Genomic DNA, 12,695 nt, shown 5'->3' with positions numbered 1-12,695 from the left:
CCCAATTCCGTACCAGGTTACGGTAAAAGTGGACGACAGAAAACGCTGCGTTCTTCTTACCCTCCGGATACGAATTCATGAGCGTTTGGGAAATCGTCAACGATCGCGTCAACGACGTCGCTGGGGTCGGTGTTCCGACTTCCGAACAGGACAATTTGCGTTGGTGGAACAAGTTCGGTGGGGACGGTTCTGCGTTGAGTTGGCGTGAGTGTCCCAAGCTGGAGCTACTGGTGGTGCGGGGGCGCAAGAAGCCGAAGCCCCGGGCGGATCTGAGTCCATTCATGCCGGGTGCGCTGGTCTTGAGCGCCAGGGCCTGTGATGTGTTGAGGCCCTTTCTGGCTTCGTTCGGTCAGTTGCTGGAATTGAGCGTGGAAGGGCAGTCGGAGTACTTTTACAACGTCACCAACGTGGTGTCCTGCATCGACGCGAACTTGTCCGAGCAGCGGCCGGAGGGAACCATCGCCAGGGAAGTTTTCGACGAGGCGCGGGTGCCCTCAGTCGCGACGGTGTTCAAGGACCGGTTGAACCCTGGAAAGATCTATGTGAACTCGGCAGGCAAAGAGGTTTTGGCGCAGCTTGTTGCCGAACACGAAATCACCGGGTTGAACTTCAGGCAGGCGGGGTGGGGCCGATTGCCGGATGGCAGGCATGGACATTTGCGCCAAGCCGATTCAACTGTCTCCAGCCGACGGCTCTCAGGCGGCAGGTGACCTTCCATTTCTGCGCCATGAAGCAAGCCTGCGCATCGTCTCAGTAATCACCCAACCCACCGCATACAGCAACACGAACGTGGGCCCGGCCAGATACAGATAGGCCTCGGGCCACGACAGTCTGGCCAGCGCCGGACCGAATCCCAGCCCAACCGCAAAACTGCCTTGCAGGGCGATCGGGATTTGCGCGAAGACGAATTGACCCTTGGGGTCGCCGTGGGCGGTCAGGGCAAATCCCAGGCAGACGAGGATGGCCAGCAGGTAGGTGAGGCAGAGGGCAGTGCCGATCTTGCTCATGGGCTCTCGGGCTTGAGGGGAACGACGCGCCTCAGCCTTCCGGATGAAGTCGGCGGACGCCCGCGATGGGTGGCAGCTGGTTGCGGGGTCAGCGTAATACAGCAACGGCTGGCAGGGAGGTTAGCGTCACGGCTCTGCGGCGACGGTGCCAGTGCACTGCTGTCCAGACGCGACGGCGACTTGGTCAGGCGCACTTCCGCACGCGCCGGCCAGCGCGGATACTCGGCTGGATGGCAAGCGGGGGCTTGCAGCGTTTCACTCTGGGGAGCTGACCATGCACGGTTTGTCGATGGATCGTTCGCGCACGGTGTTGGCCGTCGCGCTCTTGCTGGCCGGCCTTGCCCTGGCCACGCCATCCCGCGCGGCGGTGCCAACGCTGGCGCCGCCGGTGCGGGCCTATGTCGCGCATGCACAGCCGCTGCTGGCGATCACGCATGTGCGGGTGGTCGACGGACATGGCACCGGTGCGAGGGAGAACCAGACGGTGCTGCTGCGTGACGGGCGCATCGCGGCGGTCGGGCGGCACGTGGATGTACCCGGAGAGGCGACCGTGATCGATGGCAGCGGGCAGACGCTGATGCCCGGCCTGGTCGGCATGCACGATCACATGTTCTATCCGGCGCCCAGGGTGAATCCGGCGTCGAAGGAGTTGCTCGCGCCTGAGCAGGCGTCGAGCTTCCCCAAGCTGTACCTGGCTGGTGGGGTCACCACGATCCGCACCACCGGCAGCGTGGAGCCGTATACGGACCTGGCGTTGAAGAAGGCGATCGATGCCGGCTTGATTCCCGGGCCGAAGATGCACACGACCGGGCCGTATCTGGAGGGCAAGGGCAGCCTGATGCCGCAGATGCACGAGTTGGTCGACGCCGACGATGCGCGCAACACGGTGAATTACTGGATGGACGAGGGCGCGACTTCATTCAAGGCGTACATGCACATCACCCGCGCCGAGCTGTCGGCGGCGATTGCGGCGGCGCATGCGCGCGGCATCAAGGTGACCGGCCACCTGTGTTCGATCGGGTTCACCGAGGCGGCGGATCTGGGTATCGACAACCTCGAACATGGCTTGTTCGCGGACACCGAGTTCAGCGCCGGCAAGCAGCCGGATGTGTGCCCGGACACGAAGGCGGCTATCACGCACCTGGCGACGCTGAAGGTCGACGGTCCGGAGATCCGGCAGTTGATCAGGCATCTGGTGGCAAAGCACGTCGCGGTGACCTCCACGCTGCCGGTGTTCGAGACCTTCGTGCCCGGCCGCGCGCCGCTGGATGCGCGGGTGCTCGATGCGATGCTGCCGCAGGCCCGCGAGGAATACCTGAAGACACGCGAGCATGTCGCGGCGATGAAGGATTCCCCGTGGCCGAAGCTGTTCCAGCTGGAGATGGCTTTCGAGCACGCTTTCGTCAAGGCCGGAGGCACCTTGCTGGCCGGTCTCGATCCCACCGGCTACGGCGGCGTGATCGCCGGTTATGGCGACCAGCGCGAGGTGGAGCTATTGGTAGAAGCGGGCTTCACGCCGGTGCAGGCCATCCAGATCGCCACCTTGAACGGCGCGCGCTTCATGGGCGTGGACAAGCAGATCGGTTCGATCGACGTCGGCAAGGCGGCCGACCTGGTGCTGGTCAAGGGCAACCCCGCAAGCAACATCAAGGACATCGAGAACGTGGTGCTGGTGTTCAAGGATGGCGTGGGTTACGACCCGGCGAAGCTGGTCGAGGCGGCCAACGGTACGGTGGGGTTGCGCTGATCGCGTCGGTGCGTTCACCGACATTCGGGTGAATGTCATCCAGCGGATGGCATTCCGGCAGCAACGGGCGTTGCGTCCCGAAGGCGGCGCCAAGGGTCGCGACGCGGGTCAGGCGCGTGACGAGTTCGACTTGGGACAGCCATCAGCCTTCGCGGATGAAATCCACGAAGGCCCGCAGCGGCGAGGGCAGGTGGCGCCGGCCAGCGTAATAGAGCATTGGCCCGCTGAATCGCTGGGACCACGGTTCCAGCACCGGCACCAGTGCACCGCTGTCCAGGTGCGGCTGCAGCCAGTCTTCGAACAGGTGGACGATGCCGAGTCCGTCGAGTGCCGCCTGCACGGCCAGATCGAAGGCCGCGCCCGTGCGGACCTGCAGCGGACCGGATGGGTCGACGCGCACGATTTCGCCGTCGCGCTCGAACTCCCACAGTGGCACGGCGCCACCGGAAAACTGGCCGCGCAGGCAGGCGTGTTGCAACAGGTCGCGCGGGTGTGCGGGCGTGCCGTGTACCTGCAGGTAGGCGGGCGCGGCGGCGGTGACCAGGCGTTGCGTGCGCGGGCCGATCGGCAGCGCGATCATGTCCTGCGCCAGCCGCTCGTCGTAGCGGATGCCGGCATCGCAGCCGCTGGCCATCAGGTCGACGAAGCTGTCTTCCACGATCACTTCCAGCCGGATCTCGGGGTAGCGCTTGAGGAAGGCCGTGATGATGCCGGGCAGTACCGTGCGCGCCACGTTCGCTGGCACGTTGATTCGCAGCGTGCCGGCGGGGCGGTCGCGGAAGTGGTTGACCACGTCCAGCGACGCTTCCACTTCGGCCAATGCAGGCGCGAGCCGTTCGGCCAGTCGCGCACCGGCTTCGGTGGGCGAGACGTTGCGGGTGGTGCGGTGGAGCAGGCGCAGGCCGAGGCGGGTTTCCAGCCGACGCACCGCCTCGCTCAGCTTGGAGGCGGAGTTGCCGCCGCTGCGTGCCGCTTGCCGAAACCCGCCGGCTCGCAGCACGGCGAGGAACGCCTGGAGATCCTGCAGCTCTGTCGCCATTGTCCCGTTCTCCGCACGCCCCGTATGGATTCTGGCGGATTATCAGGATGGCGTGGCCTTCCTATAGTTCATCCCATCCCTTCATCCTCCCCGGAGAAACACCATGAGCAAGCTCGCACAGGCAGGCACATTTACGCTCGGCGACCGCACCGTCAACCGCATGGGCTATGGCGCCATGCAACTGGCCGGGAAAGGCGTGTTCGGCCCGCCGAAAGATCACGCCGCGGCGCTGGCGGTGCTGCGTGCGGCGCTGGAGGCCGGCGTCAATCACATCGACACCAGCGACTTCTATGGCCCGCACGTCACCAACCGGATCATCCGCGAGGCGTTGCATCCGTATGCCGATGCGCTGGTGATCGTGACCAAGGTCGGCGCGCTGCGCGGCGAGGATGCGTCGTGGAATCCGGCGCAGAGTCCGGCGCAACTGGTGCAGGCGGTGCACGACAATCTGCGCAACCTGGGCCTGGATGTGCTGGACGTGGTCAATCTGCGCGTGATGGGCGACGGGCATGCGCCGATCGAGGGCAGTATCGAGGCGCCGTTCACTGCGTTGGCCGAACTGCAGCAGCAGGGCCTGATCCGTCATCTGGGCATGAGCAATGCGACCGCCGACCAGGTTGCCGAAGCGCAGCGGATTGCGCCGGTGGTGTGCGTGCAGAACCAGTACAACCTGGCGCATCGTGATGACGATGCCTTCATCGGCGCGCTCGCCGGGCAGGGCATCGCCTACGTGCCGTTCTTTCCGCTGGGCGGCTTCAGCCCGCTGCAGTCGCGGACGCTGTCCGATGTGGCGGCGCGGCTGGAGGCCACGCCGATGCAGGTGGCGCTGGCGTGGCTGCTGACCCGGTCGCCCAACATCCTGCTGATTCCCGGCACGTCGTCAGTCGCCCACCTGCGGGAGAACCTAGCAGCGGTGGAGCTGCGGCTGGGCGACGAGGTGATGGCCGAACTGGATGGCATCGGCCAGGCCTGATCCGGCTTCCGGTCTTGGCCAAGTCATGGACGAATGCGCCGCGGCACCTCGTGTTGCGGCGCTAGCGGTTGTCCGGATCGGATTTCACCGCCAGGTTCAGCAGCTTTCCCTTCGCGTCCAGTTCGACCAGCATGATCCGCGTATCGCCGTCAGGTCCCACGCGATACACCGAGCGCACGGCGCCGTCGTGTTCGCCACGCTTGATCAGCCGCAGCGGCGCGGCATCCCACTTTGCGGGCAACTGGCTGCGCATGTCGGCCGCGTCGTTGGGGTCGAAGACGTAGCCGGCGTCGGCGTCGAACTCGCCGGCGAGGTTCTTGCCGGCCAGCATGCGTTGCAGCACCTCGCGGGCGTGGGCGGCGATTTCCGGCTTGTCGTCCTTGATCGCGGGATTCGGCTTCGGCATCAGCGCCGGTTCCACCAGGCCGGCGATGACGTGCGACATGTAGACGGGGCTGGCGTGAGCGGCGTCCAGGTTGGTCAACACCACCACGGTCAGCTTGTCGTCGACGTAGCGGTTGATGGTGCAGGTGAAGCCCTGCCACGCGCCGCTGTGCTGGATCACCCGATGGCCGTTCATGCTGTCGCTGGCCCAGCCGAAGCCGTAGTGGCTGGGGTTGGGCTGGCCGTCGTTGAGCAAGAAGGGGGTCCACATCGTGTCCAGCGACTTCCTGCTGAGCAGGCGGGTGCCGTACAGCGCGCGGTCCCACTTCTCCAGGTCGACCACGTTGAAGTACAGCGTGCCGTCCGCGGTGGAGTTGAGGCTGGGCGACACCCATGTCTGGTTTTTCAGTTGCCCGCCGACGATCTCGTAACCGGCGGCGCGGCCGGGGATGATGTCGCGCTCGGAGATGCTGCGGGTGGAGACCATGCCCAGCGGCGCGAAGATTCGTTCCCGCATGAAGTCGCGGTAGTCCTGGCCGGTGACCTTGTGGATCAGCACGCCGAGCAGGGCATAGTTGGTGTTGCGGTAGTCCCAGCGCTCGCCGGGCCTGAACTCGATCGGCAGGGTTTCGATCTTCTTCACCAGTTCGTCTTCGGTGAAGTCCTTGCGCGAGTCGAACAGGCCGCCGGGCTGCATGCGCGAGGGGTCTTCGTACTCGGCCAGGCCCGAGGTGTGCGACAGCAGGTTCTTCACCCTGATCGCCTTCCAGCCCGCCGGCGCATCGGGGAAGTATCGGGTGATGCTGTCGTCCAGGCTCAGCTTGCCCTGTTCCACCAGCATCATCACCGCGGTGGCGGCGAACTGCTTGCCGACCGAGCCGGACTGCATCAGCGTGGCCGGCGTGACCGGCGCCTGCCATTCGATGTTGGCCAGGCCGTAGCCCTTCAGCAGCAGCGCGTGTCCATCGCGATAGACGCCTACCTCAACACCGGGAACATGCTGGCGCGCCATCTCGGCGCTGACATAGCGGTCGATGGCGGCGATCTGTGCCGGCTTCAGCGCGGCCGCGGGTGCCGGCATCGTGGTGCCGAGGAACAGCGTGGCAAGCAGCAGGTTGCGCGTCAGGGACATGGTCGGTGCTCGCCGCCGGAGGTGGAAGGTTTCGCATTCTGACCGAACGCGGGCGCGCCGGGTGGTCGTCCGGCGGCCTGCCGCTGCCGGTCGGGCTGCGGCAACAGACGGATCTTTCGCCGAATGGAAAGCCCGCCGATGGGCGGGCTCTCCAGGCTTACCTGCCGCGCACCGGAGGCGACCGGGTGGGCGAGTTGTGCGTGGTGTTGCCGATGGGAGGCATCGGCGACACGTGCGGGCTGCGCGGATAGGCGGGCCGATAGTGATCGTGTTGGTAGAGGCGCGGTGATCGGCGGAACAGGCTGTCGCGTTCGGCCAGGGCGAGTCGATGTCCATCGATGTGCACCCAGTACCAGGAGCCCGCCGGCACGGGTGCGGTCGACAGGAAGGTGAACTGCGCGCTGTAGTTGCCGTTGTCCAGCGGCGATGCCTGCAGCGCCAGGTTGATCACGAACTGACTGGAAACCGGGCGCCCGTGCCTGTCGGTCGCCGGCCTGGTGATCATCTCGTCCAGGTTCGCGCGGAGCAGCCGATTGACCTTGGGCGAGAGTTCGATGGCAGGTGATGCGCTGGTCACCTTGCCGTGCGAATCCACCTGCACCAGCACCGGCATCACCTTGGGCGGAAACTCGTTGAGCGAAGCGGACCCGGCGGCGGCCACGCCGGAGCAGGCCAGCAGGGCGCCAAAAACGGCAGATCGCGGTATCGATTTCATGGTGCCCTCGCCGAGGCAGCCTGGTGCTGCTGTTGTCGCACGACGGTGCTCCCGACGCCGGAAAGAATCAAGCGTCCGGGCGTGACGGGGGCAACACGCGCTACTTCGGCAGCGAGGCCAGCCAGGCGAGCACGGCTTTGGAAAGTTCGATGCGTCGGTCGGAATAGGCGTGGTCGGTGGAAAGGTGCACGGTGGTGACGTGGCTGTCGCCGGCCTTGCGCAGGTCCGCGGCGAACGCCTGGTTTTCCGGGGCGAGGCCGTCGTCGGAGGTCAGGATGAGGGCGGTGCGATTCTTCAGCGCGGCGACCTTCGCGGGGAAGACCCAGCCCGCGGCGTGGTCGACCAGTTCGCGCGCCAGGCCGTCCGGGGTGCAGCCGCTCAGCGGCGCCATGCCTTCGTCGGCGAGGCCGCTGGCCATGGCCTTGATGCCCGCGCTTTCGCCGTCCCTGCGCACGAGTTGCGTGGCATGCCACGCCATGTCCGCCGCGGAGAGCGTGGCGAAGGCCTTGATCGCGGGATCGGCCGCAGCGGCCTGCACCGTCATGAAGCCGCCCATGCTGTGGCCGATCAGCACGATGCGCGCGGGATCGAGCCGAAGTTTCCCGGCCACCTCCGGCTGGCGCAGGTAAGCCAGCGCGGCGGCGGTGTCCTCGATGCCGTGCGAAAACGAGAACTCGCCCGGCGTGCCCCACGAGCCGCGGTAGTTGAAGTAGAGAACGTCCCAGCCGGCGCGGCGCATGTCCTGCGCCAGGTCGAGGTTGCGTTCGTTGCCGGGGAAGCCGTGCAGCAGGATCACCGCCGGATGCGGGCCGGCGCCGGCAGCGACGTAGACCAGCGCATTCATCAGGGCGCCGTGGCTGGGGATCTGCATGGTCTCCATCGTGGCCCGCGAACCAGTCGGTGCGGGCGATGCCGGCGAAGGCCCGGCGTGCTTCGGGGCGGCCTGCGCCTGGCACGGGTTCCATGCCACGCCGGCGACAAGACAGGCGGCCAGCAGCGTGCGGATCGAACGGCTGTTCATGCGATTTTCCCCGGTTGGACGAAGCGGTTCGCGAAGCGTATTCCTTTCGCGCGCGATGCGGAGTGCCCGTACCTCGCGGCAGCCAAGACGTCCCACCGAAGCCGGCCGCTGGCGTTACCCTTCCACTTCCCCCATCCGGTCACGGAGACCCCCATGTCACAGCACGTCGCCACCTTCCGCCAGATGCACGGCGGCCCCGGACTCCTGCGCTTTCCCAATGCCTGGGATGCCGGCAGCGCCCGCCTGTTCGAAAGCCTCGGCGCACGGGCCATCGCCACCACCAGTGCCGGCGTGGCGTGGGCGCTGGGCTACCCCGATGGCGGAAGGATGCCGGCCGACGTGGCGATCGGCGCCGCCGTCAACATGGCGCGGGTACTGCGCGTGCCGTTGTCGGTCGACCTGGAGAACGGCTATGCGGAGGACCCGGTGACGGTGGGTGAAACCGTGCGCCGCCTGATCGACGCGGGCATCGCCGGCCTCAACATCGAGGACGGTCGCGATGCGCCGGAGAAGCTTGCCGCGAAGATCGAGGCGATCCGGAGCGCCACCGCGAACGCCGGCGCGGACATCTTCGTCAACGCCCGCACGGACGTCTTCCTGGCCAGCCTGGTCGACGCGCCGCAGCGGGTCGGGGAGACGTTGTCGCGCGCCGCCACCTATCGGGCTGCCGGCGCCGACAGCCTGTTCGTGCCGGGCCTTCGCGATGCGGGCGAGATCGCCGCCGTGGTGGAAGGCGCCGGCTTGCCGGTCAACCTGATGGCATGCCCGGGCCTGGCGCCGGCGTCCGAGCTGGAGCGGTTGGGCGTGCGGCGATTGAGCGCGGGCTCGGGCATTGCGCAGATGCTGTGGGGGCAGGCAGGGAAGCTGGCGCAGGAGTTCCTCGACAGCGGCCGCTCCGAATCGATGGCCGAGGGCGCGATGCCGTATCCGCAGCTGCAGGCCCTGTTCGCCGGCCGGTGAGCGCGGACGAAAGGGTCTGGAGTCCGGGCGGACGCCCGCCGGAGCGACGGATTTCCAGCGGAACTTGCCGCGGAACCCGTCCGGGTTACCCGTGCGTGTCGAGCAGGTCGATGATTTCGCCGGTGCTGCCGGTTTCGCCCAGTCGCGGGAAGATGCGGGCAACGCTGTTGGCGTGGGCCTCGGCACTCATGTCGGTCATCGCATCGATGGCGAGGGTGACGTGGTAGCCCAATTCGTGCGCCTGGCGTGCGGTGGATTCGACCCCGATGCTGGTGGCGATGCCGGCGAGCACGATCTGGGTGACGCCCTGCGCTTTCAGGTACGCATCGAGGCCGGTGCCGGTGAACGCGCCCCAGGTGCGCTTGGTCACCACGTGATCCTGCGGTTGCCGGTTCAGTTCGGGCACCAGTTCGGCCCAGTCGGCGGGCAGATCACGCAGGTTGCGCGGGCGTTCGGTCCGCCCCGGCGCGCCGCCACTGACGTTGACCAGGACGACTGGCAGGGCGTGACGCCGGAACGCCTCGGCCAGCGCGCGGGCGCAGGCCACCACCTGGTCGGCCGGATGGGCCGTGGCGTAGGCGACGATGCCCTTCTGCAGATCGATGACGACGAGGGCGGCATGCGGGTCGAGTGTGCTTGCGGTCATGCAGGTGTTCCTGATTCGAGGGAGCGGGGTTGGTGCGAAGGCGACGCGACGTCGCTCACGATTCGACGAGGCGCTTGAGCAGGTCGACGGCGCGGGCGAGCTGGGCCTGCTCCTTCGGCGCCAGCCGGGTCTGGATGGCCTGGAACAGCCAGTCCTCCCGCGCCGCGCGGCTGGCCTTGACCAGCTTGCGGCAGGCGGGGGTCAGCGACAGCAGGGTGCGCCGCCCGTCGTCGGGATCGGGCGTGCCGCGCAGCAACCCGGCTTCCAGCAAGGCGGCGACGTTGGCACCCATGGACTGCGGACGCATGCCTTCGGCGTGGGCGAGCGCGGTGACGGTGGCGGGCCCGTCGCGCTCCAGGTGCCCGATCACCGACACCTGCGACCACGGCAGGCCGCCCAGGTTGATCTGTTCGCGCAGGCGGCGTCGCAGCTTGCCCACCAGCACGCGCAACTCGACGGCGGTCGCCATGGCATCGGCGCCCGCCGGTTTGACGGATGGCTTGCTCATCCGCGCAGTCTGTCAGACGAGAAGTCAAACTGCAAAGGCAAACTTCACGAAGGGGTGGCAGGCGGCCGACCGGTCCGGGACGGCCCCGGATGCGCCGGTGATCGGGACGTGGCGGATGGCGGCGTGTCAATCTGATATGAAAATATCATTGACACGAAGATGTTAATCGAATAACACTGCAGATCGTGGGCTGTCCACGCGACCATCTCGGGGGAGAGAGTCATGGATTTTCGCTATCTGCAGCATGCTCGTCGGGGAATCTGCGTTGCCATCGCGGTGGCCCTGTGGTCGCCGCTGGGCGTCGCGGCCCAGCCATCGTCGCCGGGTGGTTCCGATGCCCCCGCGCCGGCGTCCGGCAGCACCCCGCCGCAGGATGCGTCGGGCGCCGGGGCGGGTCAGCAATCGTCACCGGCCGCCGCCGGCTCCGCACCCACCGACCTGGGCACGGTCATCGTGACCGCGAACAAGCGCAGCGAGCGGCTGCAGGATGTGCCGATGGCGGTGTCGGCGCTGCAGGGCCTGCAGCTCGAGCGCGAGAGCGCGGTCAGCTTTGCCGACTACGCCACGCGGGTGCCCGGGCTCAACGTGATTTCCAGCGGGCAGGGCAGGACCCAGCTGGTGCTGCGCGGCATCACCTCCGGCAGCGGCCAGCCGAACTCGACGGTGGGCACCTACATCGACGACGTGCCGTTCGGCTCCAGCACCGTGTATGCGGCCGGCAGCGTGCTGACGCCGGACATTGATCCAGCCGACCTGGAACGCGTCGAGGTGTTGCGCGGGCCGCAGGGTACGCTGTATGGATCGAACACGCTGGGTGGCCTGGTCAAGTTCGTCACCACGCCGCCGGATGCCACCCGCGCCTACGGCCGCGTGCGTGCCGGCGTCAGCAGCGTCGAGGATGGCGGCACCGGTTCGGACGTGCACGCGATGTTCAACGTGCCGCTGGCCGCGGACAAGCTGGCCTTGCGGATCAATGCGTACGAACGCCACGATCCCGGCTATGTCGACAACGTCCTCACCGGCAAGCGCGACGTCAACCGCGCCAAGGTCAGCGGCACGCGCGCGCAGTTGCTGTGGACGCCGAGCGACACGGTTTCGCTGCGCCTGTCGGCGCTGGCGCAGAACCTGGGCAGCGACGGCGCGGGCCTGGTCGATGGCGGCGTGGATGTCGATGCGCTGACGCTGAAGCCGATCCACGGCGACCTGCAGCAGGTCCGCTCGCCGGGCACCGGCCAGTTCCGGCTGAAGTACCGGCTCTACGACGCGTCGCTCAACGCCGACTTCGGCGGGGCGAAACTGTTTTCGTCGACCAGTTACGGCACGCTGGACATGAACTCCAACGCCGACATCACGGCGGCTTACGGGCCGTTGCTGAATCCGCTGTTCGGCCTGCCCAACGGTGGCTATTCGCTGGTCAACCCGATGACGCTGGACAAGTTCACCCAGGAATTGCGGCTGCAGTCGCCGGAGACGCAGACCGTGGAATGGCGTGCCGGCGTGTTCTACACGCGCGAAAAGACTACCGCCCACCAGAATATCCTGAGCTTCGATGCCAGCACCGGCGAACCCATCGCGCTGCCGACGCTGGCCGACCTGTCGATGGGGCCGGCGATCTTCACCGAGTGGGCTGCCTACGGCGACCTGACCTGGCATGCCACCTCGCGTTTCAGCGTGCTGGTGGGCGCGCGCTACAGCAGCGATCGCACCACCTACGCGCAAACCGGTGACGGCCTGATCGTCGGGCCCAGCCAGTTCACCATCCGCGGATCGGACAACCCGACCACGTATCTGCTCAATCCCAGTTTCCGCTTCAGCGACGACCTGATGGTCTACGGCCGCATCGCCTCGGGCTTCCGTCCGGGCGGCCCGAATGTCGGCGTGCCGCCGGGGCTGGGCGCGCCGCTGACGTTCGGTCCGGACAAGCTGGTGAGCTACGAGCTGGGCCTGAAGGCCACCACGATGCAGCGGCGCATGACCTTCGACGTATCCGCCTTCTACATCGACTGGAGCCAGATCCAGCTCACCGTCGTCTCCGGCGGCATCGGCTTCATGGGCAACGGCGGCAAGGCCAGCAGCAAGGGCGTCGAGGCGGCGTGGCAGTACGCGCCGGCGCGGGGCCTGCTGCTGTCGGCCAATGCCAGCTGGACCGACGCGAAGCTGGACGCGGACACGCCGCCCGGCCTGTTCGGCTACAAGGGCGATCGGCTGCCCTACGTGCCGAAGTGGAATGCCAGCGTAGGCGTGGATTACGACTTTCCGCTGGCCGGCGGCTGGTCCGGCTTCGTCGGCGCAGGCTATCGCTACGTGGGCGAGCGCAAGACCGATTTCGTCGCCGCGCCGGGTCCGCGCCGCGACGTGCCCGACTACGACGGCGTCGACCTGCGCGCCGGCGTCAACGTCGGCAACTGGACGATCAAGGCCTACGTCAAGAACCTGACCAACGAACGCGGCATCACCTCGCTGGCGTCGGAAACCACCGACCCCCACGCCAATCCATTCGCCGCCGTCTACGTGATGCCGCGCACGGTGGGTCTGTCCGCCAGCGTCGACTTCTGAGCATGCT

Annotated in this window: 12 protein-coding genes; 5 read left to right on the top strand and 7 right to left on the bottom strand. The window is 67.3% G+C overall.

What is annotated here, in order from left to right; all coding sequences use genetic code 11:
- Window positions 1–77: 77 nt before the first annotated feature.
- The gene (locus UU7_RS05720; protein ID WP_007806253.1) at window positions 78–710 is read left to right on the top strand and encodes a hypothetical protein; all 633 of its coding nucleotides are present in this window, start codon (window positions 78–80) and stop codon (window positions 708–710) included.
- Here the strand turns inward: UU7_RS05720 and UU7_RS05715 are convergent.
- Window positions 696–1,007: a hypothetical protein gene (locus UU7_RS05715; protein WP_007806252.1), complete on the bottom strand. Its 312-nt coding sequence runs from the start codon at window positions 1,005–1,007 to the stop codon at window positions 696–698. The two genes, UU7_RS05720 and UU7_RS05715, sit on opposite strands and share 15 nt — an antisense overlap.
- 274 nt (window positions 1,008–1,281) lie before the next feature.
- Between UU7_RS05715 and UU7_RS05710 the strand changes: the two genes are divergently transcribed.
- Window positions 1,282–2,754 (top strand): amidohydrolase family protein, encoded by a 1,473-nt coding sequence (locus UU7_RS05710; protein ID WP_007806251.1) that lies wholly within the window; start codon window positions 1,282–1,284, stop codon window positions 2,752–2,754.
- 142 nt (window positions 2,755–2,896) lie between these two features.
- Here the strand turns inward: UU7_RS05710 and UU7_RS05705 are convergent, their stop codons facing one another.
- Entirely contained in the window at window positions 2,897–3,793 is an 897-nt protein-coding gene (locus tag UU7_RS05705; protein ID WP_007806250.1) for a LysR family transcriptional regulator, read from the bottom strand.
- 103 nt (window positions 3,794–3,896) lie between these two features.
- Between UU7_RS05705 and UU7_RS05700 the strand changes: the two genes are divergently transcribed.
- The gene (locus UU7_RS05700; RefSeq protein ID WP_007806249.1) at window positions 3,897–4,766 is read left to right on the top strand and encodes an aldo/keto reductase family oxidoreductase; all 870 of its coding nucleotides are present in this window, start codon (window positions 3,897–3,899) and stop codon (window positions 4,764–4,766) included.
- 61 nt (window positions 4,767–4,827) lie between these two features.
- Here the strand turns inward: UU7_RS05700 and UU7_RS05695 are convergent, their stop codons facing one another.
- From UU7_RS05695 to UU7_RS05685, 3 genes are all read right to left on the bottom strand, one after another.
- Window positions 4,828–6,282: a serine hydrolase domain-containing protein gene (locus tag UU7_RS05695; RefSeq protein ID WP_007806248.1), complete on the bottom strand. Its 1,455-nt coding sequence runs from the start codon at window positions 6,280–6,282 to the stop codon at window positions 4,828–4,830.
- Between the two features lie 157 nt (window positions 6,283–6,439).
- On the bottom strand, window positions 6,440–6,997 hold the full coding sequence (locus UU7_RS05690; protein WP_007806247.1) for a hypothetical protein: 558 nt from the start codon (window positions 6,995–6,997) through the stop codon (window positions 6,440–6,442).
- A gap of 100 nt (window positions 6,998–7,097) precedes the next feature.
- Window positions 7,098–8,018, bottom strand: coding sequence for an alpha/beta hydrolase (locus UU7_RS05685; RefSeq protein WP_007806246.1), 921 nt, complete (start codon window positions 8,016–8,018; stop codon window positions 7,098–7,100).
- 153 nt (window positions 8,019–8,171) lie between these two features.
- On the opposite strand from UU7_RS05685, the gene UU7_RS05680 reads away from it, so the two are divergent.
- On the top strand, window positions 8,172–8,978 hold the full coding sequence (locus UU7_RS05680; RefSeq protein WP_007806245.1) for an isocitrate lyase/PEP mutase family protein: 807 nt from the start codon (window positions 8,172–8,174) through the stop codon (window positions 8,976–8,978).
- 85 nt (window positions 8,979–9,063) lie between these two features.
- On the opposite strand, the gene UU7_RS05675 is transcribed toward UU7_RS05680, so the two are convergent.
- Complete coding sequence (locus tag UU7_RS05675) at window positions 9,064–9,624, bottom strand: isochorismatase family protein (protein ID WP_007806243.1); 561 nt, start codon at window positions 9,622–9,624, stop codon at window positions 9,064–9,066.
- Between the two features lie 55 nt (window positions 9,625–9,679).
- Window positions 9,680–10,132, bottom strand: coding sequence for a MarR family winged helix-turn-helix transcriptional regulator (locus UU7_RS05670; RefSeq protein WP_007806241.1), 453 nt, complete (start codon window positions 10,130–10,132; stop codon window positions 9,680–9,682).
- A 222-nt stretch (window positions 10,133–10,354) separates the two neighbouring features.
- Between UU7_RS05670 and UU7_RS05665 the strand changes: the two genes are divergently transcribed.
- On the top strand, window positions 10,355–12,688 hold the full coding sequence (locus UU7_RS05665; RefSeq protein WP_007806239.1) for a TonB-dependent receptor: 2,334 nt from the start codon (window positions 10,355–10,357) through the stop codon (window positions 12,686–12,688).
- Window positions 12,689–12,695 lie beyond the last annotated feature (7 nt).

The organism is Rhodanobacter spathiphylli B39 (assembly GCF_000264295.1).
In the GTDB taxonomy this organism is placed as follows: domain Bacteria; phylum Pseudomonadota; class Gammaproteobacteria; order Xanthomonadales; family Rhodanobacteraceae; genus Rhodanobacter; species Rhodanobacter spathiphylli.
This window is presented reverse-complemented; position numbering and strand designations above follow the sequence as displayed.

Coding starts and splice junctions, on each gene's coding strand:
- UU7_RS05720 (WP_007806253.1), top strand. CDS start 78: ATGAGCGTTTGGGAAATCGTCAACGATCGCGTCAACGACGTCGCTGGG.
- UU7_RS05715 (WP_007806252.1), bottom strand. CDS start 1,007: ATGAGCAAGATCGGCACTGCCCTCTGCCTCACCTACCTGCTGGCCATC.
- UU7_RS05710 (WP_007806251.1), top strand. CDS start 1,282: ATGCACGGTTTGTCGATGGATCGTTCGCGCACGGTGTTGGCCGTCGCG.
- UU7_RS05705 (WP_007806250.1), bottom strand. CDS start 3,793: ATGGCGACAGAGCTGCAGGATCTCCAGGCGTTCCTCGCCGTGCTGCGA.
- UU7_RS05700 (WP_007806249.1), top strand. CDS start 3,897: ATGAGCAAGCTCGCACAGGCAGGCACATTTACGCTCGGCGACCGCACC.
- UU7_RS05695 (WP_007806248.1), bottom strand. CDS start 6,282: ATGTCCCTGACGCGCAACCTGCTGCTTGCCACGCTGTTCCTCGGCACC.
- UU7_RS05690 (WP_007806247.1), bottom strand. CDS start 6,997: ATGAAATCGATACCGCGATCTGCCGTTTTTGGCGCCCTGCTGGCCTGC.
- UU7_RS05685 (WP_007806246.1), bottom strand. CDS start 8,018: ATGAACAGCCGTTCGATCCGCACGCTGCTGGCCGCCTGTCTTGTCGCC.
- UU7_RS05680 (WP_007806245.1), top strand. CDS start 8,172: ATGTCACAGCACGTCGCCACCTTCCGCCAGATGCACGGCGGCCCCGGA.
- UU7_RS05675 (WP_007806243.1), bottom strand. CDS start 9,624: ATGACCGCAAGCACACTCGACCCGCATGCCGCCCTCGTCGTCATCGAT.
- UU7_RS05670 (WP_007806241.1), bottom strand. CDS start 10,132: ATGAGCAAGCCATCCGTCAAACCGGCGGGCGCCGATGCCATGGCGACC.
- UU7_RS05665 (WP_007806239.1), top strand. CDS start 10,355: ATGGATTTTCGCTATCTGCAGCATGCTCGTCGGGGAATCTGCGTTGCC.